At 60.6% G+C, this 26,930-nt stretch carries 25 protein-coding genes and 1 riboswitch; of the genes, 8 read left to right on the top strand and 17 right to left on the bottom strand.

What is annotated here, in order from left to right; all coding sequences use genetic code 11:
• The first annotated feature begins 56 nt into the window (after positions 1-56).
• Entirely contained in the window at positions 57-1,871 is a 1,815-nt protein-coding gene (locus tag CBW22_RS07255; protein WP_021508478.1) for a glycoside hydrolase family 15 protein, read from the top strand.
• A 199-nt stretch (positions 1,872-2,070) separates the two neighbouring features.
• A complete protein-coding gene (locus CBW22_RS07250) occupies positions 2,071-3,183 on the top strand; it encodes a L,D-transpeptidase family protein (RefSeq protein ID WP_058757840.1) in 1,113 nt (370 codons plus the stop codon).
• A 98-nt stretch (positions 3,184-3,281) separates the two neighbouring features.
• On the opposite strand, the gene CBW22_RS07245 is transcribed toward CBW22_RS07250, so the two are convergent.
• On the bottom strand, positions 3,282-4,307 hold the full coding sequence (locus CBW22_RS07245; RefSeq protein WP_088516317.1) for a transporter: 1,026 nt from the start codon (positions 4,305-4,307) through the stop codon (positions 3,282-3,284).
• 166 nt (positions 4,308-4,473) lie between these two features.
• On the opposite strand from CBW22_RS07245, the gene CBW22_RS07240 reads away from it, so the two are divergent.
• The gene (locus CBW22_RS07240) at positions 4,474-6,081 is read left to right on the top strand and encodes an inorganic phosphate transporter (protein WP_088516316.1); all 1,608 of its coding nucleotides are present in this window, start codon (positions 4,474-4,476) and stop codon (positions 6,079-6,081) included.
• Here the strand turns inward: CBW22_RS07240 and CBW22_RS07235 are convergent.
• The 4 genes from CBW22_RS07235 to CBW22_RS07220 form a co-directional block, all read right to left on the bottom strand.
• Positions 6,065-7,264 (bottom strand): MFS transporter, encoded by a 1,200-nt coding sequence (locus tag CBW22_RS07235; RefSeq protein WP_021508482.1) that lies wholly within the window; start codon positions 7,262-7,264, stop codon positions 6,065-6,067. The two genes, CBW22_RS07240 and CBW22_RS07235, sit on opposite strands and share 17 nt — an antisense overlap.
• Positions 7,265-7,438: 174 nt before the next feature.
• Positions 7,439-8,401, bottom strand: a complete 963-nt coding sequence (dusC, locus tag CBW22_RS07230) for a tRNA dihydrouridine(16) synthase DusC (RefSeq protein WP_058769474.1) — start codon at positions 8,399-8,401, stop codon at positions 7,439-7,441.
• Positions 8,402-8,405: 4 nt separating this feature from the next.
• Positions 8,406-9,812, bottom strand: a complete 1,407-nt coding sequence (gene rhlE / locus CBW22_RS07225; protein WP_021508484.1) for an ATP-dependent RNA helicase RhlE — start codon at positions 9,810-9,812, stop codon at positions 8,406-8,408.
• 238 nt (positions 9,813-10,050) lie between these two features.
• Positions 10,051-10,443, bottom strand: coding sequence for a YbhQ family protein (locus CBW22_RS07220; RefSeq protein WP_021508485.1), 393 nt, complete (start codon positions 10,441-10,443; stop codon positions 10,051-10,053).
• Between the two features lie 176 nt (positions 10,444-10,619).
• Here CBW22_RS07220 and CBW22_RS07215 point away from each other — a divergent pair, with 176 nt between their 5' ends.
• The 3 genes from CBW22_RS07215 to CBW22_RS07205 are packed head-to-tail and all read left to right on the top strand — an operon-like array spanning position 10,620 to position 13,587.
• Positions 10,620-11,381, top strand: a complete 762-nt coding sequence (locus CBW22_RS07215) for an endonuclease/exonuclease/phosphatase family protein (protein ID WP_021508486.1) — start codon at positions 10,620-10,622, stop codon at positions 11,379-11,381.
• A complete protein-coding gene (gene clsB / locus CBW22_RS07210; protein WP_058757843.1) occupies positions 11,378-12,622 on the top strand; it encodes a cardiolipin synthase ClsB in 1,245 nt (414 codons plus the stop codon). The genes CBW22_RS07215 and clsB overlap by 4 nt, the downstream gene beginning before the upstream one ends.
• Positions 12,622-13,587, top strand: a complete 966-nt coding sequence (locus tag CBW22_RS07205) for a lysylphosphatidylglycerol synthase domain-containing protein (protein ID WP_058757844.1) — start codon at positions 12,622-12,624, stop codon at positions 13,585-13,587. The genes clsB and CBW22_RS07205 overlap by 1 nt, the downstream gene beginning before the upstream one ends.
• 136 nt (positions 13,588-13,723) lie before the next feature.
• Here the strand turns inward: CBW22_RS07205 and CBW22_RS07200 are convergent, their stop codons facing one another.
• From CBW22_RS07200 to moaA, 7 genes are all read right to left on the bottom strand, one after another.
• Positions 13,724-14,431, bottom strand: coding sequence for a Bax inhibitor-1/YccA family protein (locus tag CBW22_RS07200; RefSeq protein WP_088516315.1), 708 nt, complete (start codon positions 14,429-14,431; stop codon positions 13,724-13,726).
• A 57-nt stretch (positions 14,432-14,488) separates the two neighbouring features.
• Positions 14,489-15,583: a DUF1615 domain-containing protein gene (locus CBW22_RS07195; protein WP_088516314.1), complete on the bottom strand. Its 1,095-nt coding sequence runs from the start codon at positions 15,581-15,583 to the stop codon at positions 14,489-14,491.
• An 82-nt stretch (positions 15,584-15,665) separates the two neighbouring features.
• Positions 15,666-16,118 (bottom strand): molybdopterin synthase catalytic subunit MoaE, encoded by a 453-nt coding sequence (gene moaE, locus CBW22_RS07190; protein WP_021508491.1) that lies wholly within the window; start codon positions 16,116-16,118, stop codon positions 15,666-15,668.
• 2 nt (positions 16,119-16,120) lie between these two features.
• On the bottom strand, positions 16,121-16,366 hold the full coding sequence (gene moaD / locus CBW22_RS07185) for a molybdopterin synthase sulfur carrier subunit (protein ID WP_058757846.1): 246 nt from the start codon (positions 16,364-16,366) through the stop codon (positions 16,121-16,123).
• Positions 16,359-16,844, bottom strand: coding sequence for a cyclic pyranopterin monophosphate synthase MoaC (gene moaC, locus CBW22_RS07180; protein WP_058757847.1), 486 nt, complete (start codon positions 16,842-16,844; stop codon positions 16,359-16,361). The genes moaD and moaC overlap by 8 nt, the downstream gene beginning before the upstream one ends.
• A 2-nt stretch (positions 16,845-16,846) precedes the next feature.
• Positions 16,847-17,362 carry a molybdenum cofactor biosynthesis protein B gene (gene moaB / locus CBW22_RS07175; RefSeq protein ID WP_088516313.1) on the bottom strand — a complete coding sequence of 172 codons (516 nt, stop codon included), beginning with the start codon at positions 17,360-17,362 and terminating at the stop codon, positions 16,847-16,849.
• Between the two features lie 17 nt (positions 17,363-17,379).
• On the bottom strand, positions 17,380-18,366 hold the full coding sequence (gene moaA / locus CBW22_RS07170) for a GTP 3',8-cyclase MoaA (protein ID WP_021508495.1): 987 nt from the start codon (positions 18,364-18,366) through the stop codon (positions 17,380-17,382).
• Positions 18,355-18,491, bottom strand: a riboswitch (molybdenum cofactor riboswitch). (Overlaps the previous gene by 12 nt.)
• Before the next feature lie 194 nt (positions 18,492-18,685).
• Between moaA and CBW22_RS07165 the strand changes: the two genes are divergently transcribed.
• Positions 18,686-19,588 (top strand): gluconeogenesis factor YvcK family protein, encoded by a 903-nt coding sequence (locus tag CBW22_RS07165; protein ID WP_021508496.1) that lies wholly within the window; start codon positions 18,686-18,688, stop codon positions 19,586-19,588.
• Positions 19,589-19,618: 30 nt separating this feature from the next.
• Here CBW22_RS07165 and uvrB read toward each other — a convergent pair whose 3' ends face one another.
• Positions 19,619-21,640: an excinuclease ABC subunit UvrB gene (gene uvrB, locus CBW22_RS07160; RefSeq protein ID WP_021508497.1), complete on the bottom strand. Its 2,022-nt coding sequence runs from the start codon at positions 21,638-21,640 to the stop codon at positions 19,619-19,621.
• Positions 21,641-22,558: 918 nt separating this feature from the next.
• On the opposite strand from uvrB, the gene CBW22_RS07155 reads away from it, so the two are divergent.
• Complete coding sequence (locus CBW22_RS07155) at positions 22,559-23,275, top strand: ABC transporter ATP-binding protein (RefSeq protein ID WP_021508499.1); 717 nt, start codon at positions 22,559-22,561, stop codon at positions 23,273-23,275.
• 42 nt (positions 23,276-23,317) lie between these two features.
• On the opposite strand, the gene bioD is transcribed toward CBW22_RS07155, so the two are convergent.
• The 4 genes from bioD to bioB are packed head-to-tail and all read right to left on the bottom strand — an operon-like array spanning position 23,318 to position 26,905.
• Positions 23,318-23,989 carry a dethiobiotin synthase gene (gene bioD / locus CBW22_RS07150; protein WP_058775301.1) on the bottom strand — a complete coding sequence of 224 codons (672 nt, stop codon included), beginning with the start codon at positions 23,987-23,989 and terminating at the stop codon, positions 23,318-23,320.
• A complete protein-coding gene (gene bioC / locus CBW22_RS07145; RefSeq protein ID WP_058781278.1) occupies positions 23,986-24,741 on the bottom strand; it encodes a malonyl-ACP O-methyltransferase BioC in 756 nt (251 codons plus the stop codon). Before bioC ends, bioD begins: the two co-directional genes overlap by 4 nt.
• Positions 24,722-25,873: an 8-amino-7-oxononanoate synthase gene (bioF, locus tag CBW22_RS07140; RefSeq protein WP_088516312.1), complete on the bottom strand. Its 1,152-nt coding sequence runs from the start codon at positions 25,871-25,873 to the stop codon at positions 24,722-24,724. Before bioF ends, bioC begins: the two co-directional genes overlap by 20 nt.
• Positions 25,874-26,905, bottom strand: coding sequence for a biotin synthase BioB (gene bioB / locus CBW22_RS07135; protein ID WP_058757850.1), 1,032 nt, complete (start codon positions 26,903-26,905; stop codon positions 25,874-25,876). It lies immediately after the preceding gene.
• Positions 26,906-26,930: the final 25 nt, after the last annotated feature.

Here is a 26,930-nt window from a genome sequence, read left to right as displayed (position 1 = left end):
AGCCGATTCTGCCGTTTCGTCTATAGTTAACAATTGGATAGCGTTCAGGAGGCAGGATGAGCAAGATTAAACGCAGAATTGACGACCACGGCGTCATCGGTGATTTACGCACCTGTGCCCTGATCGCGAACGACGGCACCATTGATTATCTCTGCTGGCCCGAACTCGACAGCCCCTCCGTGTTTGCCGCCCTGCTCGACAGCGACGAAGCCGGCCTGTTTTCGCTGGCACCGCAGTGGCAAAACGCGCGCCAGCAGCAGCTCTACCTGCCCGATACCAACATTCTGCAAACCCGCTGGCTTGATGAGGCTGGCGTGGCGGAAATCACTGATTACATGCCGATCTGCGACGAGCGCAGCAAAGTGCCGCGCCTGGTGCGGCGGGTAAAAATGATCCGCGGCACCGCCACCTTTGATCTGCGCTGCGCGCCGCGTCACGACTATGCCCGTGCGGAAACGCGCACGGAGACGCGCCCCGGCGGCATCGCCTTTGTCGCTGAAGGCCAGCCGTCGCTGCGCCTGAGCGCCACGGTGGTGATGACGCGCGAACCGGACAGCGCGGTAGCGCAGTTTACCCTGCAGGCCGGTGAGCACGCCGAATTTGTGTTTGGCAACGACGACGATCCGCAGGTGCAGCATATCGCGACCGAGCGCTGCTTTCGCGATACCGTGGATTACTGGCGGCGCTGGAGCAGCCACAGCTCCTATCGCGGCCGCTGGCGTGAGATGGTGACGCGCTCGGCGCTGGCGCTCAAGCTGCTCACCTCGCACCAGCACGGCTCGATTGCGGCAGCCGCCACCTTTGGCCTGCCGGAAGAGCTGGGCGGCGAGCGTAACTGGGATTACCGCGCCTCGTGGATTCGCGATGCCTCGTTCAGCATGTACGCGCTGATGCGGCTCGGCTATGTGGAAGAAGCGCGTGACTTCACCCATTGGGTCGGCCGCTGCGTTGAGCACAGCCACGACGATACGCCGCATTTGCAGGTAATGTACCGCCTCGACAGCGGCACCGAGCTGCACGAAACCGAACTGCTCAACCTCTCCGGTTACGCCAACTCGCGCCCGGTGCGCATCGGCAATGATGCCTGGCGCCAGACGCAGCTGGATATTTATGGCGAGCTGATGGATGCGGTCTACCTTGCCAATAAATACGGCGAAGCCATCTCGCAGCGCGGCTGGCGCCATGTATCCAGCATGATTGACTACGTCTGCGTTAACTGGAACCAGCCGGACGCCGGTATCTGGGAGATGCGCGGCGAGCCGGAGCACTTTCTGCATTCGCGCCTGATGTGCTGGGTGGCGCTGGACCGCGCACTGCGGCTGGGTATGAAGCGTTCGCTGCCGATGCCGTACGATCGCTGGGATCGGGTGCGCAGCGAGATCCGCGACGACATCTGGCAGAACTTCTGGAACGACGAACTCGGCCACTTCACCGCTACGCGCGGCGGTAAATACCTGGATGCGTCGATGCTGCTGATGCCGCTGGTGCGCTTTGTCAGCTCGACCGATCCGGAGTGGATCGCCACGCTGGATGCCATTAAAACCCATCTGGTGAGCGACGGTTTAGTGCGGCGTTATAACATCAGTGAGACGCCCGCCGATGCCCTGACCGGTGGCGAGGGCGCGTTTGCCGCCTGTTCGTTCTGGTATGTGGAGTGTCTGGCGCGCGCCGGGCGGGTGCATGAGGCGCACTTCGAGTTTGAAAAGCTGCTGAGCTACGCCAATCCGCTGGGATTGTACGCCGAGGAGTTTACCTCGCACGGCAACGCGCTGGGCAACATGCCGCAGGCGCTGACCCATCTGGCGTTGATCAGTGCCGCGTTTTTCCTCAACCGTAAACTGAGCGGCGAAGTGACGCTGTGGCAACCGTAAGAAAATTCACATTTTGGGCGGCGTGGCAAAGAGAATAGTCTGTGAAACGCCGCGTTTTGCGTAAAGTATCTTCAACCAGCGAAAATCCTGATTCCCATCATTGCGCCTATGCACATATAATGCGCAGCGGGTTATTCTGACCCTGATGGGTTCGACACACTGACAAGCCATGAAAATGGCCATAACGACTTGTAAAAACATGAAAAAAAGCATTCGCGCGTTCGCTTCACTCGCCCTCGTACTGGCGGCGTTCAGCCAGTCGGCCTTTGCAGTCGTCTATCCGCTGCCTCCAGCGAATAGCCGCCTGATTGGCGAAAATATTGAAATCACCGTGCCAGACGACAGCAAACTGCCGCTGGAAGCGTTTGCGGCGCAGTACCAGATGGGCCTCAGCAACATGCTGGAAGCCAATCCGGGCGTGGACGTTTACCTGCCAAAAGCAGGCACTAAAATGGTGATCCCGCAGCAGCTGATTCTGCCTGACGCACCGCGTGAAGGCATCGTGATCAACAGCGCCGAGATGCGTCTCTATTACTACCCGAAAGGCACTAAGACTGTCGTGGTGCTGCCGATAGGTATCGGCGAGCTGGGTAAAGATACGCCGGTTAACTGGACCACCGCGGTTGAGCGCAAGAAGAATGGCCCAACCTGGACGCCAACCAAAGCGATGCACGCAGAGTACGCGGCGCGCGGCGAGAGCATCCCGGCCGTGTTCCCGGCAGGTCCGGATAACCCGATGGGCCTGTACGCGCTGTACATTGGCCGTCTGTATGCGATTCACGGCACCAACGCCAACTTTGGTATCGGCCTGCGCGTGAGCCACGGCTGCGTGCGTCTGCGTGCGGACGACATCAAATGGCTGTTCGACAACGTGCCAGTGGGTACGCGCGTCCAGTTCATTGACCAGCCGGTAAAAGCCACCGTTGAGCCAGACGGTTCGCGCTACATCGAGGTTCACAACCCGCTGTCGACCACCGAAGAGCAGTTTAACTCACGTGAACTGGTACCAATCAGCCTGACGTCCGCCGTGACCAAAGTGGTGGCCGATGCCAGCACCAATCAGGATGCCGTGAACAACGCCATCCAGGCACGTACCGGTATGCCGACCAAAATCAACGGTCAGCCGGGCGAAGCCCAGCCTGCGCCGGTGATGGTACAAGAGTCTTCTGACGCGATGCCGAAAGAAGAGCCGATGACGCCGCAGGGTGCCACCGCCGTCGCGCCGCAGGCCGATGTGCAGCAGCCCGCTGAAGCCGCTCCGGTTGAGCAGGCCGCGCCGGCACAGCCTGCCAGCAACGGCAACAGCCTGTAAGGGTTCGCTGTCGATGATCAAGCCAGCCGCAGGGCTGGCTTTTTTATTGCCCGATCGCCGGGATCATTGTGCGGTTGTGTCGCGGCGCAGTTGCGCGCTCAATCGTGTGGTCGGCGTAACGCCAGCCAGCCCGCCACCAGAGTAAACACCAGCACCACCAGCACTAACAGCAGAAAGCCGTGCGGATTGTTCGCCAGCGGAATGCCGCCCACGTTCATGCCAAAAAAACCGGCCACGATATTGATGGGCAGCGCCAGCACGGTGATTGAGGTGAGCAAAAACAGCGTTCGGTTGCTCTGCTCCATCAGGCGGGCAGCGATCTCCTCCTGCAGCAGGCGAATGCGCTCCATCAGGCTGGCAAGGTCGTTAAGCGCCACGCTGAACTCCTCAGTGAAAATCCTCAGCTCACTGAGCGGCTCCCGGTTGAGCCAGTTTGGCGGCCGGTTAAGCAGGCGAAACAGCGCGGCCGGCTCCGGCGCCAGCAGCCGCTGGACGCGCAGCAGCATGCGGCGCAGATGGCCCAGCTCGCTGCGGTTGGCTTTGATCGCCGCGCTCAGCAGCCGCTCTTCTATCGCATCCACCGCCTGGCTGGAGCGCCGCACCACCTGCTCCAGCTGCGCTTCCTGTTCGCCGAGCAGCCACAGCAGCATCGCATCCGGCGCGCTGAAGCACAGCCGATCAATCTGCTGATGCATACGTTCAATCATGCCAACCGGGCGATAGCGCGCGCTGACCATCACCTGCGGCCGGCACCAGATCCACAGCGTCGCATTTTGCGTGCTGCGTTCCTCCTTACTGAAGGTGACGTCATTCAGCACCGCCAGCAGCGCATCGTTTTGCTGTGCCAGCCGGGTGCGCGGCGAGGCTGAATGAATCTCATCGAAAAAATCGTCATCTACGCTGAAGTGGTCCTGAACCCAGCGCTCGGCGCGGGCATGATTCAGGTTAATGTGCAGCCAGAGAAAGCAGCCGTCGGGTAAGGTGTGCCGCGCCAGCTGCGCGGCCTCGCGGGCGTTGAGCCGCTGTGGCGGCGCATCCGGGTTGAAAAGGTAACCGTGAATCAGTCCGGCGACGTCGTTGTTGAAGTCGGGCAGCGAGGCAAGCGGCAGGACAGGCTGGAGCATAGCGGCGTGAAGATCCCAGAGCGGTCAGATCCACAGCCTGCGACAGGTCTGTTACAGCATGATGACAGCCCGCGCTGGCATCATCATTCTGTCATACAAAACCCGTATCACACTGCAGTTAACGGGTGCCATTTGTGCATCGTTAATTCACCCTGGGGGGTGTGTTATGGCTGAAAACAGTTTCCCTGCATCATCGTCCGCCAGCGGACGGCCCAATCTGCACCCGCGCAGCGGTCGCGCGTCGCGCATGCTCTTTCTGCTGTTGCTGGTGGCCGGGCTGCTCTTTACCGGCATCAACCTGTTTAACGACGTAGAAGAGACCGGCGCAGTCGTCACCAGCTATACGCCGTTCCTGCTGCTCGGCGTGGCGCTGCTGATTGCGCTCGGCTTCGAGTTTGTTAACGGCTTCCATGATACCGCCAACGCCGTCGCCACGGTGATCTACACTCACTCGCTGTCGCCGGGCGTGGCGGTGGTGTGGTCCGGCTTGTGTAATTTCCTTGGTGTACTGCTCTCCAGTGGCGTGGTGGCGTTTGGCATTATTTCGCTGCTGCCGGTGGAGCTGATTCTGCAGGCGGGCAGCGGTCACGGTTTCGCCATGGTGTATGCGCTGCTGTGCTCGGCGATTGTCTGGAACCTCGGCACCTGGTATTTCGGCCTGCCCTCTTCCTCTTCGCACACGCTGATCGGCTCGATTATTGGCGTGGGCGTGGCGAATGCGCTGCTGCATGGCCGCAGCGGCACCAGCGGCGTCGACTGGGAGCAGGCGGTTAAAGTCGGTTACGCCCTGCTGCTGTCGCCGGTGATTGGCTTCATCTGCGCCGCCGTGCTGCTGCTGGCCATGAAGGCATTGGTACGCAATCGCCAGCTGTATCAGGCGCCGGAAGGCAATCAGCCGCCGCCTGCGTGGATTCGTGGTCTGCTGATCCTCACCTGTACCGGCGTCTCGTTTGCCCACGGCTCGAACGACGGTCAGAAAGGCATGGGGCTGATTATGCTGATCCTGGTCGGCACTATGCCGATCGCCTATGCGCTCAACCGCTCGCTACCGCCGGAACAAATTCCGCGCGTGGCGGCGTTAACCCAGGTGACCGAACAGCAACTGCTGACGCTGCAGCCACCGCCCGCCGCAATGCCGGCAGCGCGTGAGGTGCTGACGGAATATGTGCGCACCAGCCAGAACCGGCCGCAGGTGCTGCCGGCGCTTGGCATGATGCTCGGCGATATCGGCGAACAGATTCGCCAGTACGGTTCAGTAGAAAATATTCCGGCGCAGGCGGTCACCAACACGCGCAACGATATGTATCTCGCCTCGGAGACCATCAAGCATCTGCAATCGGCCAACGTCGCGCTGCCGGAAGAGACGGCGCGCAACCTGACGGCGGTGAAGCACGAGCTGGACGCGGCTACGCGCTTTATCCCGATGTGGGTCAAAGTGGTGGTGGCGATTGCGCTGGGTCTCGGCACCATGGTCGGCTGGCGCCGGATTGTGGTTACGGTAGGTGAGCGTATCGGCAAAACCCATCTCACCTATGCGCAGGGTGCCAGTGCGGAGCTGGTGGCGATGGCCACCATTGGCGCAGCCGATGCCTTTGGTTTACCGGTGTCGACCACCCATGTGCTGTCGTCCGGCGTGGCCGGTACCATGGCGGCCAACCGATCCGGCCTGCAGCTCGCCACCCTGCGTAATCTGGCGCTGGCGTGGGTGCTGACGCTGCCGGTATCGGTGCTGCTGTCAGGGCTGCTGTATGCGCTGTTTATTCATCTGGCCTGATAGGCTCTGAAGACTGCTGGTGCAGGCGCAGCGTAATCAGGAACGCGCCCAGCACCATCAGTGCTGCCGCCAGATACACCGACTGCATGCCCCAGTGGCCGATTAACAGCCCCGCCACTGGTCCGGTCAACCCCAGCCCCAAATCGAGAAACGCCGAATAGGTACCGAGCGCCGATCCCTGATCCTGCTGCTGTACCCGCTTCACCGCTTCCACGCCAAGCGCCGGGAACACCAGCGAGAAACCGCCGCCGGTGAGGAAGGCGCCAATATCCACCAGCCAGCTGCTGTCCGCCTGCCAGATCAGCAGCAGACCGGCGCCCTCCAGCACGAAGGAGATCAGCGAAACCTGCAGCCCGCCGAAGCGCGTGATATAGCGCCCGCACGCCAGCCGCACCAGCACGAAGCCGAGGCTGAACAGCGTCAGGGCGAACGCCGCGCCGCTCCAGTCGCGACTGGCGAAATAGAGGGTAATGAAGGTGGAGATCACGCCAAAGCCGATGGTGCCAAATCCCAGCGCCAGGCCAAACAGCCAGACGCGGCTGACCACGCGATGAAACGGAATGCGTACGCCGGCGCTGACGCTGACCGCCGGCTTGCCGGAGGCCATCCAGAAGCCGATCGCCCCCATCAGCGCGACCAGACCGGCAAAGCCGCTGATGCCAAAAATCTGATTCAGCAGCACGCCCAGCGGCGCACCAATCGCCATGGCAAAATAAGTCGCCACGCCGTTCCACGAAATGACCCGCGCAGTTTGCCGCGGGCCAACGATGTTCATACCCCACAGCGTCGAGCCGGTACTGCTGAAACTTTCCCCGACGCCGAGAAACAGCCGCCCCAGCGCCAGCAGCGTCAGGCTCAGCAGCGGCGCACCGCTGCACAGCGCGGCAATGATCGACAGCACGCCGCTCATGCCGCAGCACACCAGCCCCATCATCACCACGCGTTTCGGGCCGTAGCGATCGGCCAGCCGGCCAGAGTGCGGGCGACTGAGCAGCGTAGCGAAATATTGCAGACTGATAATCAGCCCGGCGATAAACGAGCTGAAGCCCAGCTGGTTATGCACAAACCCCGGCAGCACCGCCAGCGGCAACCCGACGGACAGGTAGCAAAAGAAGGTGAAAACGATGACGGAGAGGATGCGTTTATTTAACTGAGCATTACTCAGTACAGCGGCGTCAGACATGGAAGATGGCGTCAGAAACGTGGTGAAAGCGAAGGTTCACTATACCGGTTAGCAGACTAAGGATCGCGGCTTTTTTTGTTATAAAACATGGCGGCAGCGCACACTCTCGCGTGGTGATCGCTGGCTTGCCCGTTAACGCGGCGGACCTGACGGTTCAGGTACCACCGCTCAGGTTCAGATGCAGGACACCTGGGCCATGCGTGCGGCATGGCGTTCGATGGCGCTGGCGATCTCGGCGGAGACACGCAGCGTGCGGATCTCGCTGAACAGGCCGTCGGCCTCTTGGTAGGCTTTGCGCAGATAGCCCAGCCACTGCTTGATGCGCGCAACGTGGTAGTTGCCGGTATCACCCTGCTTCTCCAGCTGGGTGTAGCGCAGCAGCAGCTCAACCACCTGCGACCACGGCATCGGGGCTTCGTTGTATTTCACCACGCGCCCCAGGTTAGGCACATTGAGCGCGCCGCGCCCGAGCATGACCGCGTCGCAGCCGGTAATGCGCAGGCAATCCTGCGCATCCTGCCAGTTCCAGATTTCGCCGTTGGCGATCACCGGAATTGTCAGACGCTGGCGAATTTCACCAATCGCCTGCCAGTTGATGCTCTCTGCGCGATAGCCGTCCTCTTTGGTCCGGCCATGCACCACCAGCTCGCTGGCACCGGCCTGCTGCACCGCATCGGCGATCTCGAAACGCCGCGCGCCCGAGTCCCAGCCGAGCCGCACTTTCACCGTGACCGGCAGATGAGCGGGCACCGCCTCGCGCATCGCTTTGGCACCGCGATAGATCAGCTCCGGATCTTTCAGCAGCGTCGCACCGCCGCCGCTGCCGTTCACCAGCTTCGACGGGCAGCCGCAGTTGAGGTCAACGCCCCACGAGCCCAGCTCCACCGCGCGTGCGGCGTTTTCTGCCAGCCACTCAGGATACTGGCCCAGCAGCTGCATGCGCACGCGCGTGCCGGAGGGCGTCCGGCTGTGATGGTGCAGTTCCGGACACAAACGGTAGAAGGATTTTACCGGCAGCAGCTGATCGACCACGCGTAAAAACTCAGTGACGCACAGGTCATAGTCATTCACGCCGGAGAGCAGTTCACGTACCAGCGAATCCAGTACGCCTTCCATGGGCGCCAGTAAAACCCGCATACCGTTACGCGTTCCCGTTGCTCTTCGCTGCCGGACGGCGTGAGCGCGCCGGTTTACCCGCGTTGCCAGCCGCCGGGCCGTTGTTGCCCGGACGACGCGGTGCACGCGCCTCGCCCTGTGGACGCGCGCCGCCGTTACCGGCGCTGGCACGCTGACCATTGCCGCCGCTGCGGCTGCGCGGTGCGTCAGCACCCTGCCCCGGCGCGCGGCCCTGGCCACGTCCGCGTGGCTGCTGCTGACGGCCATTCTGAATCGGCTCCGCCTTGATGCTCGGATCCGGCTCAAAGCCCGGCAGCGCAATGCGCGGAATTTCCCGCTTCAGCAGGCGCTCGATATCACGCAGCAGCTTGTGCTCGTCCACGCACACCAGCGACAGCGCAGCACCGGTGGCCGCGGCACGACCGGTACGGCCGATGCGGTGCACGTAATCTTCCGCCACGTTCGGCAGCTCGTAGTTGACCACGTGCGGCAGCTCTTCGATATCCAGACCGCGCGCGGCAATATCCGTCGCCACCAGCACGCGAATGCCGCCGGTTTTGAAGTCGGCCAGCGCACGGGTACGCGCGCCCTGGCTCTTGTTGCCGTGAATGGCGGCGGCCGTGATGCCATCTTTGTTGAGCTGCTCAGCGAGGTGGTTAGCACCGTGCTTGGTGCGGGTGAACACCAGCACCTGCTGCCAGTTGTCGCGACCAATCATCAGCGACAGCAGTTCCCGTTTGCGCTTCTTATCGACAAAATGCACCTGCTGCGACACCTGCTCGGAAGCGGTGTTGCGGCGTGCCACTTCTACCTGTTCCGGGTTGGTGAGCAGTTTTTCCGCCAGCGCTTTGATCTCGTCCGAGAAGGTGGCAGAGAACAGCAGGTTCTGCCGTTTGGCCGGCAGTTTTGCCAGCACGCGGCGAATGTCGTGGATGAAGCCCATGTCAAGCATACGGTCCGCTTCGTCCAGCACCAGGATTTCCACCTGTGACAGATCGACCGCGTTCTGGTGCGCCAGATCGAGCAAACGCCCCGGCGTGGCGATCAGTACATCGACGCCGCCGCGCAGTTTCATCATCTGCGGATTAATGCTGACGCCGCCGAACACCACCAGCGAACGCATATTGAGGTACTGGCTGTATTCACGTACGTTTTCGCCAACCTGCGCCGCCAGTTCACGGGTTGGAGTGAGGATCAGCGCACGTACCGGACGGCGACCGCGCGCCGCTGCCGGTTTTTCTGACAGACGCTGCAGCAGAGGCAGCGTGAAACCGGCGGTTTTACCCGTGCCGGTCTGGGCGCTCGCCAGCAGGTCACGACCGGCCAGCACCACGGGAATCGCCTGACGCTGGATTGGCGTCGGTTCACGGTAGCCCTGTTCTGCTACCGCACGCAAAATATCGGCATTCAAGCCGAGAGAGTCAAAAGACATGCAGGTGTATTACTCCGAACCGCCCTGATCGCGCTGCGCGATGTAGTTTTCAGGGGGGATATGACGCAGCCTCAAGGCCTGCGTGTGAAAAGGGCACAAACTACCATGCGTAAGAGCGGCAGTGTAGCAGCTTTCCGCAAGAACCGCGACCGGCAAAACGTGGCGTGCTGTGCCGCTACGCGATGGCGCATAAAAAAGGAGCCGCAGTGGGCTCCTCTTTTCTTGCTGGCACGTCCGCTTAGCTGCGTTTTTTCTGCACGCGCTGCGGTGGCTCTTTGGCCAGCAGCGACACCAGCGCCGGGCCCACCAGCATCACCACGCCCAGACAACCAATCAGCAGATTGTTGTGAATGAAGCGTGAAATCAGGAACAGCGTCAGCATCGCCGCGCCGAAGTAGTATGTCGTCGTTACTTCTTCCAGAGAGTCACCAAAGCGGCGCAAACGGGCACTACGCTGCAGGGCCAGCATGGTGATGAACACCAGCGCATAAGCTGCCACCAGGGTACTGCTCACTTCGACCAGTGCCTTATGTTTCCAGCCCCACACCAGCGCCGCGATCACCAGCAGGTGGGTCGCAATATGCAGGCAGGTTTGACCGGTAACAATCTGAACACGATTAGACCATTTCATTCTCTTCTCCTGGCAGACCCAACAGGTCGCCCAAGTGTATCTGACCGCAGCCAGACGGATTTCCTCAATGTAAAGCAAATTTCGGATAACACCCTAATTTTCTGTCTCCAGCACCACCCATTTGTGACAAAGACTACACTTTGTTCTGTTGATGATGAAAAGGAGCGCGTCGCAGTATGCCACAAAACACGCAAGGATCTTCATTTAAAGTCCTGACGATCAATACCCATAAGGGGTTCACCAGCTTTAACCGTCGCTTTATCCTGCCGGAACTGCGCGACGCAGTGCGCGCGACCTCGGCGGATATCGTCTTTTTACAGGAGGTGATGGGCACGCACGCCATCCACTCCGCACACATTGAAAACTGGCCGGAAAATTCGCACTACGAATACCTTGCCGACACCATGTGGCACGATTTCGCTTACGGCCGCAACGCGGTCTATCCCGAAGGCCATCACGGCAACGCGATACTGTCACGCTTTCCGATCACCGAATACCAAAACCGCGATATTTCTGTCGCCGGCAGTGAGAAACGCGGCATGTTGCACTGCCAGATTAGCCTGCCGGATCGGCCGGAACCGATTCACACCTTGTGCGTGCACCTCGGCCTGAAAGAGAAGCACCGTCTGGCGCAGATGCGCATGATGTGTGAACTGATTGAGTCGCTGCCACCGGATGCGCCCCTGGTGGTGGCCGGCGATTTTAATGACTGGCAGGTACGCGCTAATCGATTTTTACAGCGCGGAGCCGGTCTGCAGGAGGTGTTTAGCATGAAAAACGGTCGCCCGGCGCGCACCTTCCCGGCGCGCTTTCCGCTGCTGCGTCTCGATCGGATCTATATCCGTAATGCATCGGTGAGCCAGCCGTGGGCGCTGCCGGTGAAACCCTGGTCACATCTGTCCGATCATGCCCCGCTGGCCGTGGAGATCTTTCTATGAATTTCAGCTGGCGCGAAGGTAACCAGCTGCGGCTGCTGGAAAATGGCGATCAATTCTTTCCGCGCGTCTCCGGCGCGATTCAGCGCGCCCAGCGTACGCTGCTGCTTGAGACGTTTATCCTGTTTGAAGATGAGGTCGGTAAGGCGCTGCACCGCGATCTGCTGGCCGCCGCGCAGCGCGGCGTTAAGGTGGAAGTGATGGTGGATGGCTACGGCTCGCCGGATCTTTCCACCCAGTACATCAACAGCCTGACCGAAGCAGGCGTGCGCTTTATCTATTACGATCCGCGCCCGCTGGTGATGGGCATGCGCACCAACGTGTTCCGCCGTCTGCATCGCAAAATTGTGGTGATTGATGAGGAGATTGCGTTTGTTGGCGGTATCAATTTCTCCGCCGAGCACAACACCGATTACGGGCCGGAAGCCAAGCAGGATTACGCCGTCGAGGTGAAAGGACCAGTGGTGCTGGACATCGCACGCTATGTACAGCAGGCGATCGGCAGCGAACAGGTGACGCGCCGCTGGTGGGGCGCGCGCTCCCAGCGCCTGGCGGTGAACGCCCTGCCCGGTGATGCGCAGGTGCTGTTTGTCTATCGCGATAACGATGAGCACCGCGATGACATCGAACAGCACTATCTCGATATGCTGCGCAAAGCGAAGCAGGATGTGATTATCGCCAACGCCTACTTCTTCCCCGGCTATCGCCTGCTGCGGGAAATGCGCAGTGCGGCTCAGCGCGGTGTGCGCGTGCGGCTGATTGTGCAGGGTGAACCGGACATGCCGATTGTCAAAGTCGGCGCCGAGCTGCTGTACAACTATCTGGTGGATGCTGGCGTTGAAGTGTACGAATACTGCCGTCGCCCGCTGCATGGCAAAGTGGCGGTGCAGGATCAGCAGTGGTCAACGGTCGGTTCCAGCAATCTCGACCCGCTCAGCCTGTCACTGAATCTCGAAGCCAACCTGATCATTCACGACCACGCCTTCAACCAGACGCTGCGCGATAACCTTGAGCAGCTGCTGGCTGCGGACTGCGTGCGCGTCGATGAAGACAAGCTGCCGCCGCGCACCTGGTGGCAGCTGACCAAAAGCGTCATCGTGTTCCATTTCCTGCGCCATTTCCCGGCCATCGCCGGCTGGCTGCCTGCCCATACGCCCCATTTGTCTCAGGTCGATCCGCCGGTGCAGCCGGAAATGGAAACCCAGGACCGGGTTGAAGCCGATAACGAAGGAGCGAAACCCTGATGAGCAAAAAGAACCCGCGCTGGCAGTTAGCGAAAAAAATCCTTACCTGGCTGTTCTTCATTGCGGTGATCGTGCTGCTGGTGGTTTACGCACGCAAGGTGAACTGGGAGGACGTGTACAAGGTCATCGTCGGCTATAACCGCTACGTGGTGCTGAGCGCCGCCGCGTTAGTGGTGGTGAGCTACCTCACCTATGGTCTGTACGATTTGATTGGCCGCGCCTACTGCGGGCATAAGCTGGCGAAACGTCAGGTGATGCTGGTGTCATTCATCTGTTACGCCTTTAACCTGACGCTGAGCACCTGGGTGGGCGGTGTGGCGATGCGCTATCGCCTCTATTCGCGCCTCGGCCTGCCCGGCGGCACTATCACGCGCATCTTTTCACTGAGTATTGCCACCAACTGGCTCGGCTACATTTTGCTTGGCGGCGTAGTGTTTGTCTCCGGTATGGTGCCGATTCCGCCCGGCTGGTTCATCGGCGAAGGCACGCTACGGGTGATTGGTGCGGTACTGCTGGCGATGGTGGCGGTTTATCTGTGGGCCTGTGCTTTCGCGAAGAAGCGCCGCTGGACGGTAAAGGGCCAGCATCTGCAACTGCCCTCGCTGCGCATGGCGCTGTTTCAGTTTGCCGTTTCCTGCGCCAACTGGATGGTGATGGGCACCATTATCTGGCTGCTGCTGGCGCGTGAAGTGGATTATCCCATCGTGCTGGGCGTGCTGTTAATCAGCAGTATTGCCGGGGTGATTATTCATATTCCGGCGGGCATTGGCGTGCTGGAAGCGGTGTTCCTCGCGCTGCTCAGCGGCCAGCATGCTTCGCACGGTGAGATTATCGCCGCGCTGCTGGCTTATCGCGTGCTCTATTTTATTCTGCCGCTGCTGCTGGCACTGGTGCTGTATCTGTGGCTGGAGAGCCGCGCGAAGCATTTACGGCAGAAGAATGAGCGCAAGATGGCGGCGCGATAAGGCGTGCCAGGCGGAGGCTGAATAATGCTTAATACATTGCGCCGCTACGGAGAAGGTGAAACGGGCTGATAAGTACAAACCGTTCACCTGGCCGTAGCGGCGCGATTATTTTCACAGCCTGAATGGCTGGTTACTCTTAGCGACGGTTACCGAAAATCCGCAGCAGCATCAGGAACAGGTTGATGAAGTCGAGATACAGCGTCAGCGCGCCCATGATGGAGAAGCGGCGCAGATTCTCTTTGTCGTTAACATCAATGCCCTCACCGATGGCTTTCAGCTTCTGCGTGTCATAAGCCGTCAGGCCCACAAACACCACCACGCCGATATAGGTAATCGCCCACATCAGCGCCGGGCTTTTCAGCCAGAAGTTCACCAGCGACGCCAGCAGAATGCCGATCAGCGCCATAAACAGCAGGCTGCCGAAGCGGCTCAGGTCGCGTTTGGTGGTGTAGCCGTAAAAGCTCATGGCACCAAACATACCCGCGGTAACGAAGAAGGTACTGGCGATCGACGAGTAGGTATAAACAAGAAAAATACTCGCCATTGTCAGCCCGGTCAGCGCGGAATAGAGCATAAACAGCCCGGTCGCCACGGCGCCGCTCATGCGCTGCACCATGCCGGAAAGCACGAATACCAGCGCCAGCTGCGCGATAATCAGGCCGAAGAAGGTGATGCGATTGGCAAACACCAGCTCCATGACGGCAGGCGTGCGCGCGGCAAACCACGACACAAACGCCGTCAGCAGTAAGCCGCAGGTCATCCAGCCATACACCTGCGGCATATAGGTTTGCAGCCCGGTCGATGCCTGCTGCACGATTGAACCATTACGTGGATATCGATCCATGATGCACCTCTTTAAAAGTTACTGATAACGTCAGTGTGAAGTGTACACCACCGATCGTCAACGGCGCGTCATACACTGCTGATATCGCCCGTCAACCCGCTGGGCAAACCACGCGGTGGTGAGATTACGGGTAATTTTCGGGCTCTCCAGCTTAATGCCCGGCAGCACTTCGCGCGGCAGACGTTTTCCCGCCATCTTATCGGCGAGGATAAAGGTCTGTTTCCACAGCGTGCTGTCGCTGAAGCTTTCGCTGTCGCCCTTCTCCAGATCGCGGCGAATCTCACGTGTGCTCATGTCCAGCTGCTTCGCCAGCGTGCGCACCGCCAGTTCGGTGGCGCTCGCCTGTTCGCTGCCGTAGCGGATCAGGTCGCCATCCAGCGCCAGTTTGATGCCGCTGGCACGCGCCACCGCAGCCTGGAACGCGGCGTTGCGGCTGGCGTACCAGCCGGCGTTGAAGTCGGCGAAGCGGTACAGCGGCTGGCTGTACTCCACCGGATAGCCCAGCAGGTGCAGCGTGCCGAAGTAGATACCGCCGCGCCGGCTGAATACTTCGCGCCGGATCGAACCGTCAATCGGGTACGGATAGCCCTGCGCATGCGTTTCGGCGAAGGCAATGCTGACCTGCATCGGCCCGCCGGTGTGGATTGGGTTGAGATTACCGAACAGCTTCTGCCCCATCGGCACCATATCGATAAAGTCATCGAAAATGGCGCTCAGCTCTTTCTCGCTGTGCACCTTATCGAGACGTGCCGCGTAGCTCTCGCCGTTGGAGGACTTGATCAGTAACGCGGTGCGCACCAGAAACGCCGGCACGTGCACGCTGGCGGCGCGGCGGTCAATCTCCGCCCAGGCGATTTTTGGCAGACCCGGCACGGTGGCATCGGCGCTGAAGTTAGATTCCTGATCGGTCACGGCGATCACCGCGCAAATGTTGCCGGCGCTGGCGTCGATGTGCTGCACGCGCAGCGCGGTGTAGATGTCGTCGGCCCAGGCCGATTTTTGCGTCACATGGGCGGGCAGCAATTGCTGAATTTGCGCTTTCACGTCAGCGGGCTGGCGGGCCGGCAGCTGCGGCTCCTTTTTGGTGCTACATCCGGCCAGCACCAGCGCAGCCAGCAGCGCTGCGCCTCGTAATATCGTGGTGGTGTTCATCCTGCTCCCTGATAAGCCAGCAAAAACCGTACCTTACCGTTTTCGTGGTCTGGCGGCTATCAGCGCGGGCGGATTTTGCGCGCTAGTTCCAGCGTTCAGCGGCCTGATGATCGCTGTCGCGGGCATCGACCCAGCGATCGCCCTGCGCGGTGGCTTCGCGCTTCCAGAACGGCGCGCGGGTTTTCAGGTAATCCATGATGAATTCACTGGCGGCAAAGGCGCTGCCGCGATGGGCGCTGCTGACGCCAACAAACACGATCTCATCACCAGGGAACAGTTCGCCTACGCGATGAATCACCGTCACCTGCTGCAGCGCCCAGCGCTGACGCGCATCCGCCACAATCTCCGCCAGCGCTTTTTCCGTCATACCCGGATAGTGCTCCAGCGTCAGCGCGGCCACGCTGTCGCCGAGATTGTGGTTGCGGACTTTGCCGGTGAAAGTGACGACCGCGCCGTCGCTGTCATGCGCCGCCAGCAGCGCATACTCGTCGCCAACGTTAAACGGTGCGCTGCCGACGCGAATTCGGGTTGTCATGCTCAGCCTCCGGTAACCGGCGGGAAGAACGCCACTTCATCACCGGCGCGCAGCGGATGGTTCATCGGCACCAGCGTCTGATTCACCGCCGCCAGCAGCTTGCCGGACTCCAGCGCCAGCGCCCAGCGATCGCTTTTCTGCGCCAGCGCAGCGCGCAGCGTGGCGACGTCAGCATACTCTGCCGCCAGATCCAGCGTGGCGGTGCCGGTCAGTTCGCGCACCTGGGCAAAAAACAGCACCTTAATCATGGCGCACCGCCTGGAAATCACCGGATTTACCGCCGCTTTTGCTCAGCAGCCGCAGCTGGTCGATAACGATATCTTTCTGCACCGCTTTGCACATGTCGTAGATGGTCAGCGCCGCGACCGAGGCGGCGGTCAGCGCTTCCATTTCCACGCCGGTTTTGCCGCTCAGGCGACAGCGCGAGGTAATGCGAACGCGGCTGTGCTCCGGCTCAGCCACCAGCGTTACCTCGACTTTGCTCAGCATCAGCGGATGGCACAGCGGAATCAGTTCCCAGGTGCGCTTCGCCGCCTGGATGCCGGCAATGCGTGCGGTGGCGAACACATCGCCTTTGTCATGGCTGCCGTCGAGGATCATTTGCAGCGTGGCCGGCTGCATCAGCACCAGGGCTTCCGCCTGCGCTTCTCGCACGGTGTCAGTTTTGCCGGAGACGTCCACCATGTGGGCTTCGCCGGCCGCGTTGATATGGGTTAACGAGGACATGCTTATAACTTCTTCAAATGTGGGACAAAATTACACGGACGCGTACGCGCATCCAGCTGGGCTTCAATGATTCGCTCCCATGCGCTGCGGCAGGCACCGGTTGAGCCCGGCACGGCAAACAGCAGCGTCTGGTTGGCCAGACCGGCCACCGCGCGTGATTGCAGCGTCGCGCTGCCGATCTCCTCGTAGGAGATCATGCGAAACAGTTCGCCAAAGCCGTCAATTTCGCGGTCCAGCAGCGGCAGCAGCGCTTCCGGCGTACTGTTTTTACTGTTAAAGCCGGTACCGCCGTTAATCAGCACCACCTGCACATCTTCACAGGCGATCCAGCGCGACAGCGTGGCGCGGATGCGATAACGGTTGTCCGGGACGATGGCGTGATCAACCACCTGATGCCCGGCTTCGGTCAGCGCCTCACGCAGATAGTCGCCGGAGCTGTCACTGCTGGCGTCGCGGCTGTCAGAGACGGTCATCACCGCCGCATTTAAGGCGACAAAATCGCCGGAAGGTTTACCCATGGCCGTAACTCCTGTGTTTAGCCACCAATGAAGGAGAGGTTCTGCGTGATGCCGGTATTGCCCTGATGCAGGAAATGCGTCTGCTTCTTCTGCCCGAGGCTGTGGGCGATGCGCGCCTGCAGCTCGGCCTGCTGATCGTCGGAGGCCAGCAGATCGCGCAGCGGCACGCCGCCGTCGCCAAACAGGCACAGATGCAGGTTACCGATCGCTGATACGCGCAGGCGATTACAGCTGGCGCAGAAATCTTTTTCATACGGCATGATCAGGCCGACTTCACCCTGATAATCCGGATGGCGGAACACCTGAGCCGGACCATCGCTGCGGCCGCGCGGCTGGCGCTGCCAGCCCTGCATGATCAGCTGATCGCGGATCACCTCGCCGGACACATGATGACGACGGAACAGATCGCCGCCCTCGCCGGTTTCCATCAGCTCAATAAAGCGCAGCTGAATCGGCCGGGTGCGGATCCACGCCAGAAAGGTCTCCAGGCTGTGGCTGTTGACGTCGCGCATCAGCACGCTGTTGACTTTAACGGTGCTGAAACCGGCATCAAAGGCCGCATCAATCCCCGCCATGACTTCATGAAACTTGTTCTGCCCGGTAATGGCGTGAAACTGCCGTGCGTCGAGGCTGTCGACGCTGACATTGATATGGGTGAGGCCTGCCGCACGCCAGGCGCCGACGTCGCGCGCCATGCGGTAGCCATTGGTGGTCATGGCGATCTGGCGGATCGCCGCGTTGTCGCGCACGGCGGCAATGATATCGGTGAAGTCGCGCCGCATCGAGGGTTCGCCGCCGGTCAGGCGCACTTTTTCAGTGCCCGCTGCCGCAAAGGCACGCGTCACGCGACGAATCTCATCCAACGAGAGAAAACTTTTGTTGTGCACGCCGTTCGGCCGGTAGCCGTCGGGCAGGCAGTAGGTACAACGGAAGTTACACACATCCGTGACCGACAGGCGCAGATAATAAAAGCTGCGCGCATAGGCATCTGTAAATTGTGGCACCTGAACACCTTTCCAAAGTACGGGAGATGCAGTCATTTCTTTCTGCACCCTGGCAGCTCGCGGCTGCGGCCAGGCATCCATATCACACGACTTAGGAACGCAAGGCTTGGGAGTCTGTTGTCATTGTGGACAACACGGTTAAAGCAAATGGTAGCGCGATTTGACGCTCGCATCCATCGGCATTTATCGCTATATATATTGATACATAACGTTATTTCACCGCATTTTCGCGACAGGATACGGTAAAATGCGCGACAGATATTGATACACATCAGTTGAACGCCGTCTGCACCTCACGTGCGGCGTTTTAAGGAGCAGCATGAATCGTACCCTGGCAGATTTGGATCGCGTGGTGGCACTCGGCGGCGGCCACGGCCTTGGCCGCGTGATGTCGGCGCTTGCGCCGCTGGGCTCACGCCTGACCGGCATCGTCACCACCACCGACAACGGCGGATCCACCGGCCGCATACGCCGTTCAGAAGGCGGCATTGCCTGGGGCGACATGCGCAACTGCATTAATCAGCTGATCACCGAACCCAGCGTGGCCTCTGCCATGTTCGAGTATCGCTTTACCGGCAACGGCGAACTGGCCGGGCATAATCTGGGCAATCTGATCCTGAAAGCGCTCGATCACCTCAGCGTGCGTCCGCTGGAAGCCATCAATATTATCCGCAACCTGCTGAAGGTGGATGCGTTTCTGATTCCGATGTCGGAGCAGCCGGTGGACCTGGTCGCGCAGGATAGCGAAGGTAATATGGTGTACGGTGAAACGGCGATTGATGAAATGAAGCAGGCGCCGGAAGAGCTGATGCTGCACCCTAATGTGGTGCCGACGCGTGAAGCGCTGGACGCCGTCGCCGAGGCCGATTTGATCCTGATTGGTCCCGGCAGCTTTTACACCAGCCTGATGCCGATTCTGCTGATGGAGGAGATGGCACGCGCGCTGCGCCGGACGCCCGCCACCATGGTGTTCATCGGAAATCTCGGGCGCGAACTGAGTCCGGCGGCAGCCAGCCTGACGGTCGCCGACAAGCTGGCGATGATGGAAAAAGCCATTGGCAAACGGGTGATTGACGCCGTAGTGGTCGGCCCGTCAGCAGACACGCGCGGCGTCACTGAGCGGTTGATCGTGCGCGAACCGCTGGAAGCCGCCGATATCCGCTATCGTCACGACCGCCAGCTGCTGCGCCGCGCGCTGGAGCATGCCATTCAGGCGGTTTAGCCGGCGCGCAACGCGACCGCCGGCTTCAGATTAAGAGGCGGCGATAAACAGTTCACGCAGCTCGTGCAGCTGGTCGCGCACCCGCGCGGCCTCTTCGAACTCCAGGTTCTGCGCGTGCTGCTGCATCTGCCCTTCCAGCTCGTGGATTTTCTTCTGCATGGCCTGTGGCGTGAGCGCCAGATAGCTGGCCTCAGCCTCGGCGGCCGTGCGTGAAGCCGTTTTACCTTTGCCGCGCGTTTTCACCACGTTTTTGCCCAGCTCAAGAATATCGGTGATTTTCTTGTTCAGGCCCTGCGGCACAATGCCCCGCTCTTCGTTATAACGCTGCTGCTTCTCGCGGCGGCGCTCGGTCTCTTCCATCGCCCGCGCCATCGACGGCGTGATCTTATCTGCGTAGAGAATCGCTCTGCCGTTGACGTTACGCGCCGCGCGTCCGATGGTCTGAATCAGCGAGCGCTCGGAGCGCAGGAAGCCCTCTTTATCGGCGTCCAGAATCGCCACCAGTGACACTTCCGGCATATCCAGCCCTTCGCGCAGCAGGTTGATCCCCACCAGCACGTCAAACTCCCCGAGACGCAGATCGCGAATGATCTCCATACGCTCAACGGTATCAATGTCGGAGTGCAGATAGCGCACCTTCTCGCCGTGCTCTTCAAGATACTCGGTGAGGTCTTCGGCCATGCGCTTGGTCAGCGTGGTGACCAGCACGCGCTCGTTGATTTCGACGCGCTTGCGGATCTCCGACAGCAGATCGTCGACCTGGGTCGCCACCGGACGCACCTCAAGGATCGGATCGAGCAGACCGGTAGGCCGCACCACCTGATCGATAACGTCGCCGCCCGATTTCTCCAGCTCGTAGTTACCTGGCGTGGCCGAGACGTAAATGGTCTGCGGTGCCAGCGCTTCAAACTCTTCAAAGCGCAGCGGACGGTTGTCCAGCGCCGACGGCAGGCGGAAACCGTACTCCACCAGCGTCTCTTTACGCGCGCGGTCACCGCGATACATGCCGCCAATCTGCGGAATAGTCACGTGGGATTCATCGACCACCAGTAGGCCATCCGCCGGCAGGTAATCAAACAGCGTCGGCGGCGGCTCGCCGGGTCCGCGTCCGGAGAGATAGCGCGAATAGTTTTCAATGCCCGAACAGTAGCCGAGTTCGTTCATCATTTCGAGGTCGAACTGGGTGCGCTGGGTGATGCGCTGCTCTTCCAGCAGTTTGTTGTTCTCCAGCAGCACTTTGCGCCGCACCGCCAGCTCATCCTTAATCTCTTCCATCGCCTGCAGAATACGCTCGCGCGGCGTGACGTAGTGCGTTTTCGGGTAGATGGTGAAACGCGGAATCACCGAGATCACCTGGCCGGTCAGCGGGTCGAACAGCGACAGGCGCTCAACCTCTTCATCAAACAGCTCTACACGCAGACCAATGTCATCGGATTCCGCCGGGAAGATATCGATCACTTCGCCGCGCACGCGGAAGGTGCCGCGCTGGAAAACCTGATCGTTGCGGGTGTACTGCAGTTCGGCGAGGCGGCGCAGAATGCTGCGCTGGTCGATGATCATGCCGCGCGTCAGATGCAGCATCATTTTCAGGTAGAGATCGGGATCGCCCAGGCCGTAGATAGCAGAAACCGACGCCACCACAATCACGTCGCGGCGCTCCAGCATCGCTTTAGTGGCAGAGAGACGCATCTGCTCGATGTGCTCGTTTACCGCTGCATCTTTCTCGATGAAGGTATCCGAACTGGGCACGTAGGCTTCCGGCTGATAGTAGTCGTAGTAGGAGACGAAGAATTCGACCGCGTTATCCGGGAAGAACTCTTTCATCTCGCCATACAGCTGTGCCGCCAGCGTTTTATTCGGTGCCATTACCATGGTCGGCCGGTTGAGATCGGCAATGACGTTGGCGATGGTAAAAGTTTTTCCTGAACCGGTAACCCCCAGCAGCGTCTGGTGCGCCAGTCCATCCTCCAGCCCTTCTTCAAGGCGACGAATCGCCTCAGGCTGATCGCCTGAAGGTTTGAAAGCGGAGTTGAGTTTAAAGGCTTTACTCATGGTATTACGGTTCCTGCTGAAGAAGTCGGCGGGCAGGCTGGTAATTCTACTCTGCTATGGCGATTTTGCCAGAAAAAAATACTGGATATAATTACAGATATACTGCACGATGATGGGGAGATGCCGCAATTCGCTTCAGCGTAATTTATGCGGTAATCCGGAAGCGTTTGTTGCGCAAGGTTATCCCCAGACGAGCAACGCTTTTAACAATTGTCAATAGAGCGTCATTAAATTGCAGTCTGATGACAAGCCAGACAATTCTCAGGCTTGCTTTTAAATAACCTGCTGATTTAAAAGAGATTGACTCAAAAGCCCAGTTTCGCAGCATTATGTATGCAACCCGCGTATTTCCTCGCTTGCGCCCGGTTTTCAGTCGCTAATGCACAAGGTTATCCACAGGAATAGTGGATAACTGAATCCAGCCCCACGTCCATCGGCTGTGTATAATTTTCCCCTCGCTTATCCCGCTGTGCGAAAAAATTTTTTTTGCGATTATTTTTCTATCATCCCGTGCGGCTTTAACTATTCTTTTGGCGTACCCCATCGTGCCGTAACGGGAAAAAGCCCAGCGTTAAGGCCACTTATTTCTTCAGTCCCTGCCTTATGACAGTACAGATGCACCAGAAACGTTAAGCAGTCAGCACCGTCAAAGTGCAGGCGAGTTATTACTGCGGGCAATTGTTAAGCTTTTCTCATCAATTATGGCGAGTTTCGCTGCCTTTTACCCCGATTGAGGCTGCTTTGGCGGATCTGGCCTGGGAATTGCAGTGAATTAACGGTGGAGTGACGAGTCCATGCCGGCAGGATGAACAAGCGCCGCCGGCGACAGCAGTGTCCCAATAGCCATTGTGCATGACTGTATGCCAGACGACACAGAGCGGGAGCATTCAGGCGAATAATCTGGAAGGAGAATGTCAGATGCTGAGTTTACGTTCGGTGAATCAATTTTACGGTCAGAACCATATTTTATGGGATGTGGATCTCGATCTGCCGCCAGGCACCTGCACCGGCGTGCTGGGCAGCCCGGGGATGGGCAAAACCACGCTGGTGAACTGTATTATGGGTCGCCTGCCCATTAATAGTGGATCGATGACCTGGCAGGAAGACGGCGCGCCGCCGGAAAACCTGCTGCTGCAGCCTGCTGAGCAGCGCGCGCGCATGGGCATCGGCTACGTACCACAGGGACGCCACATCTTTTCCCAGATGAGCGTGGAAGATAACCTGCTGATTGCGCTGATGGCGGCACAGGACGATCGCAGCCGCGCCATTCCCGAGATGGTGTTCGATCTGTTTCCGGCGCTCTACTCGCTGCGTCATCAGCGCAGTGGCGAACTGCCGATGGATCAGCAGCAGCAGCTGGCCCTGGCGCGCGCGCTGGTGCTGCAGCCCAAACTATTGATCCTCGATGAACCCACCGAAGGCATGTCGCCGTGGCTGGAGGAGGAGATGGGGAATCTGATTCGCCGCCTGAACCGCGACTATGGCCTGACGATTCTGCTGCTGGAACAGCATGTGTCGTTCATTCGCCGCGTGGCAGACTATTTTCTGCTGTTGCATCGTGGCCGCAACGTGGCGCAGGGCAGCGTGGCGCAGCTGGATGATGTAACGGTGAGTAAGTGGTTAACGGCCACCTAGCGTTGGTAGCGTGCGGCGCAGAGTGCTGCGCCGCCGCGCCATTTACTGTGGCAGGGTAAGGTAACGGCCACAGTCGGCCTGCTGTGCCGCGCTGCTCAGCCACGGAATCTCACCGAGGAACGGGGCCGCAATGCGCTGTTGTAGCGTCGCCAGATATTCCGCATGTCGCTTACCCGGCGGCTGGATGTCATTGGCAATCCAGCCGGCGAGGCGCAACCCGCGCGCCTTCACCGCTTCCGCCGTCAGCATGGCGTGGTTGATGCAGCCGAGCTTCACGCCGACCACCAGAATCACCGGCAGCTGCTCGGCGGCGACCCAGTCGGCGTAAGTTTGCGTCGCGGACAACGGCGTGAACCAGCCGCCCGCGCCTTCCACCAGCACCCATTCAGCCTGCTGTTCCAGCGCGCGTAAGCCAGCGGAGAGCTGCGCAAATTCAATCGGTCTGCCCTCTTCCGCGCTGACGATATGCGGCGACGTCGGTTCGATGAACGCCAGCGGGTTCACCTGCTCATAGCTCAGCGCCAGGCTGCTGTAGCGCTGCAGCGCCAGCGCGTCGCTGTTGCGCACGCCGTCGGGCGTGACCTCGCAGCCGGAGGCCACCGGTTTGTAGCCGGCAGTGCGTAATCCCGCAGCGCTGGCCGCCTGCAACAGAGCGCCGCTGGCGACTGTTTTGCCCACTTCGGTGTCAGTTCCGGTAATAAACCAGCGTGTCATTTTTGTAAAACTCCATACATCAGGTGATAACTGAGACGATAGCCGTGCGCATCCTGCGGCCAGTGCTGCTCCAGCTGCGCCAGCTGCGGGCGCGTCAGCAGAGCCGCGTGTCGCCCATCGTGCAGGTGCGTCGCGCCGATGCCTTTTAGCGATCGCATGGCGCTGAGCGCGCTGGGGAAGTGCAGCGTGACGATCTGCGTCTGGCTGCGCAGCGGCAGGCCCGCGGTCGCCAGGGCAAAGGCATCACCGCTGAGGAAGCGATTGGCGTGACGCCGACCATCGATCTGCGCCCACGCCTGGTGCACCTCCTGCAGCGAGCCGTCGAGCAGCGTCGAGAACAGCACGCTGCCGCCCGGGCGCGTCACGCGCAGAAACTGCTGCAGCGCGGTGCGCAGATCGCTGCTCCACTGCACCGCCAGGTTGCTCCAGACGCCGTCGACGCTGTTATCCGCCAGCGGTAATTGGTCGATATCGCCCTGTAAATAGTCGTGCGCCGAGTGCTGTTCGCGTGCCGCCTGCAGCATCGCCGGTGACAGATCCAGCGCGCAGACCTGGCGACCGCGATCGCGCCAGTAGCGGCTGAACCAGCCGGTGCCGCAGCCGGCGTCCAGCAGCTGCGGTCCAAATCCGGCCGGCGCCAGCGCCAGCAGCGCCTCGCCGCTCTGGCGCTGCAGCTGAGCATGCTGTTCGTAATGCGCGGCCGCCCGGCCAAATGCCTGCGCCACCGCCTGTTTATTCACCTGCAGCGTCATACAGTGCCTCCAGCAACGCGTCGATATCTTCGGGATGATGCGCGGCGGTGAGCGTAATACGCAGCCGCGCGGTACCCGGCGGCACCGTCGGTGGCCGGATCGCGCTCACCCAGCAACCGGCCTGCGCCAGCCGCTGTGACAGCGCCAGCGCGGCACGGTTTTCGCCAACGATCAGCGGCTGAATGGCGCTGTCAGAGGCCATCAGCTGCCACGGCAACTGCGCCGCGCCCGCGCGAAAGCGGGCAATATTTTGCTGCAACCGCGCGCGCAGCGCGTCGCCCTGCTGGATCTGCTGCAGCGCCGCCAGCAGCGCACAGCACTGCGCCGGCGGCATGGCGGTGGAATAGATTAAATGGCGCGAGAATTGCTCGACGTAATCTGCGGTGGCGTCATCACACAGCAGCGCGGCGCCGCTGACGCCAAAGCCTTTACCAAAGGTCACCACCAGCAGTTCCGGTTTCACCTGCTGCTGCCAGCAGCTGCCGCGCCCCTGCTCACCGGTGACGCCAATGCCGTGCGCATCGTCCACCAGCAGCCAGCCGCCCGCGCGCCGGGTTTCCGCGGCAAGTTCAGCCAGCGGCGCACTGTCGCCATCCATGCTGAATACGCCCTCGGTCACCACCAGCGTGCCGCCTTCCGCGCGCGTTGCCAGCAGCTTCGCCAGGCTGGCCGGCTGGTTATGGGCAAAACGGCGCAGCGTTGCCGGACTGTGGCTGGCGGCATCCAGCAGCGAGGCGTGCGCCAGTTTGTCAGCGATAATGCGATCCGACTTTTGCGCCAGCAGATGGATCACTGCCTGGTTGGCGGCAAAGCCGGAGATAAACAGCAGCGCGCGCGGGTAGCCGAGCCAGGACGCCAGCTGCTGCTCCAGCTGCGCATGGTGACGGCTGTAGCCGGTGACGTGGCCGGAAGCCCCGGCACCGACGCCCGCCTCGCGCACGCCCTGCTGCCAGGCGGCCATCACCGCCGGATGCTGGCTCAGGCCGAGGTAATCATTACTGGAGAAGTGGCGATAGCGCTGCCCGTCGAGGGTAATTTCACGCACGCTGTTGTGCTCAATGCGCCGCCGCTGCCGCCAGCCGTCGGCGGCACGCTGCGCCGTCAGTGCCTGCGCAATACGTTCAGACCACATTTACACGGCCGCGTTATAAAACTGTGCGCTGTCGGCGTGCAGCAACTGCTCGCTGAGCTGATGCTGCTGTTCGTTATCGCCCGCAGTCGTGGCGGTGTGCTCCGGATTCAGGCCCAGCTTGCGGAACAGGATCAGATCTTTGTCTTCTTCCGGGTTCGGCGTGGTCAGCAGCTTGCAGCCGTAGAAAATCGAGTTGGCACCCGCCATGAAGCACATCGCCTGGGTCTGTTCGCTCATCTGCTCGCGACCGGCCGACAGGCGCACGTGCGAGGTTGGCATCATGATGCGCGCCACGGCAATGGTGCGGATAAAGTCGAACGGCTCGACGTCATCGTTATCCGCCAGCGGCGTGCCTTTGACTTTCACCAGCATGTTAATCGGCACGCTCTCCGGCGGCGTGGGCAGGTTGGCCAGCTGCACCAGCAATCCGGCGCGGTCGTTGACCGTTTCGCCCAACCCGACAATGCCGCCCGAGCACACTTTGATGCCGGCGTTGCGCACTTTATCCAGCGTATCAAGACGCTCCTGATAGGTACGGGTGGTGATGATGCTGCCGTAAAACTCCGGCGAGGTATCGAGGTTATGGTTGTAAAAATCGAGCCCGGCGCTGGCCAGCCGCTGCGCCTGATCGTGGTCAAGCGTGCCCAGCGTCATGCAGGTTTCCATGCCCATGGCTTTCACGCCCTGCACCATCTGCTCCAGGTACGGCATGTCGCGCTCGTGCGGGTTTTTCCACGCCGCGCCCATGCAGAAGCGGCTGGAGCCGGCTGCTTTGGCCTTGCGCGCCGATTCCAGCACCGCCTCCACCTCCATCAGGCGCTCGGTTTCCAGCCCGGTTTTGTAACGCGCGCTCTGCGGACAGTATTTACAGTCTTCCGGACAGGCGCCGGTTTTGATCGACAGCAGCGTGCTGACCTGCACCTGACGCGGGTCGAAGTGCTGGCGGTGCACCTGCTGTGCTTCAAACATCAGCTCGAGAAAAGGTTTATCAAATAGCGCCTGAGCCTGAGCCAGTGTCCAGCGATTAGCCATTGCTTACTCCAAAAAAGGGGGTTCA

Origin of the sequence: Pantoea sp. VS1, from assembly GCF_002207995.1 — a bacterium.
Lineage (GTDB): Bacteria > Pseudomonadota > Gammaproteobacteria > Enterobacterales > Enterobacteriaceae > Pantoea > Pantoea dispersa.
Note: the sequence above shows the minus strand (reverse complement) of the source record. Positions and strands in the feature narration are given on the sequence as shown.

Coding starts and splice junctions, on each gene's coding strand:
- moaC (WP_058757847.1), bottom strand. CDS start 16,844: ATGTCCTCGTTAACCCATATCAACGCGGCCGGCGAAGCCCACATGGTG.
- CBW22_RS07165 (WP_021508496.1), top strand. CDS start 18,686: ATGAATCGTACCCTGGCAGATTTGGATCGCGTGGTGGCACTCGGCGGC.
- CBW22_RS07255 (WP_021508478.1), top strand. CDS start 57: ATGAGCAAGATTAAACGCAGAATTGACGACCACGGCGTCATCGGTGAT.
- CBW22_RS07220 (WP_021508485.1), bottom strand. CDS start 10,443: ATGAAATGGTCTAATCGTGTTCAGATTGTTACCGGTCAAACCTGCCTG.
- rhlE (WP_021508484.1), bottom strand. CDS start 9,812: ATGTCTTTTGACTCTCTCGGCTTGAATGCCGATATTTTGCGTGCGGTA.
- CBW22_RS07200 (WP_088516315.1), bottom strand. CDS start 14,431: ATGGATCGATATCCACGTAATGGTTCAATCGTGCAGCAGGCATCGACC.
- dusC (WP_058769474.1), bottom strand. CDS start 8,401: ATGCGGGTTTTACTGGCGCCCATGGAAGGCGTACTGGATTCGCTGGTA.
- moaD (WP_058757846.1), bottom strand. CDS start 16,366: ATGATTAAGGTGCTGTTTTTTGCCCAGGTGCGCGAACTGACCGGCACC.
- CBW22_RS07215 (WP_021508486.1), top strand. CDS start 10,620: ATGCCACAAAACACGCAAGGATCTTCATTTAAAGTCCTGACGATCAAT.
- bioD (WP_058775301.1), bottom strand. CDS start 23,989: ATGACACGCTGGTTTATTACCGGAACTGACACCGAAGTGGGCAAAACA.
- CBW22_RS07240 (WP_088516316.1), top strand. CDS start 4,474: ATGGCTGAAAACAGTTTCCCTGCATCATCGTCCGCCAGCGGACGGCCC.
- bioB (WP_058757850.1), bottom strand. CDS start 26,905: ATGGCTAATCGCTGGACACTGGCTCAGGCTCAGGCGCTATTTGATAAA.
- CBW22_RS07250 (WP_058757840.1), top strand. CDS start 2,071: ATGAAAAAAAGCATTCGCGCGTTCGCTTCACTCGCCCTCGTACTGGCG.
- uvrB (WP_021508497.1), bottom strand. CDS start 21,640: ATGAGTAAAGCCTTTAAACTCAACTCCGCTTTCAAACCTTCAGGCGAT.
- CBW22_RS07195 (WP_088516314.1), bottom strand. CDS start 15,583: ATGAACACCACCACGATATTACGAGGCGCAGCGCTGCTGGCTGCGCTG.
- CBW22_RS07245 (WP_088516317.1), bottom strand. CDS start 4,307: ATGCTCCAGCCTGTCCTGCCGCTTGCCTCGCTGCCCGACTTCAACAAC.
- moaB (WP_088516313.1), bottom strand. CDS start 17,362: ATGGGTAAACCTTCCGGCGATTTTGTCGCCTTAAATGCGGCGGTGATG.
- clsB (WP_058757843.1), top strand. CDS start 11,378: ATGAATTTCAGCTGGCGCGAAGGTAACCAGCTGCGGCTGCTGGAAAAT.
- CBW22_RS07235 (WP_021508482.1), bottom strand. CDS start 7,264: ATGTCTGACGCCGCTGTACTGAGTAATGCTCAGTTAAATAAACGCATC.
- bioC (WP_058781278.1), bottom strand. CDS start 24,741: ATGACGCTGCAGGTGAATAAACAGGCGGTGGCGCAGGCATTTGGCCGG.
- moaE (WP_021508491.1), bottom strand. CDS start 16,118: ATGACAACCCGAATTCGCGTCGGCAGCGCACCGTTTAACGTTGGCGAC.
- CBW22_RS07205 (WP_058757844.1), top strand. CDS start 12,622: ATGAGCAAAAAGAACCCGCGCTGGCAGTTAGCGAAAAAAATCCTTACC.
- bioF (WP_088516312.1), bottom strand. CDS start 25,873: ATGTGGTCTGAACGTATTGCGCAGGCACTGACGGCGCAGCGTGCCGCC.
- CBW22_RS07155 (WP_021508499.1), top strand. CDS start 22,559: ATGCTGAGTTTACGTTCGGTGAATCAATTTTACGGTCAGAACCATATT.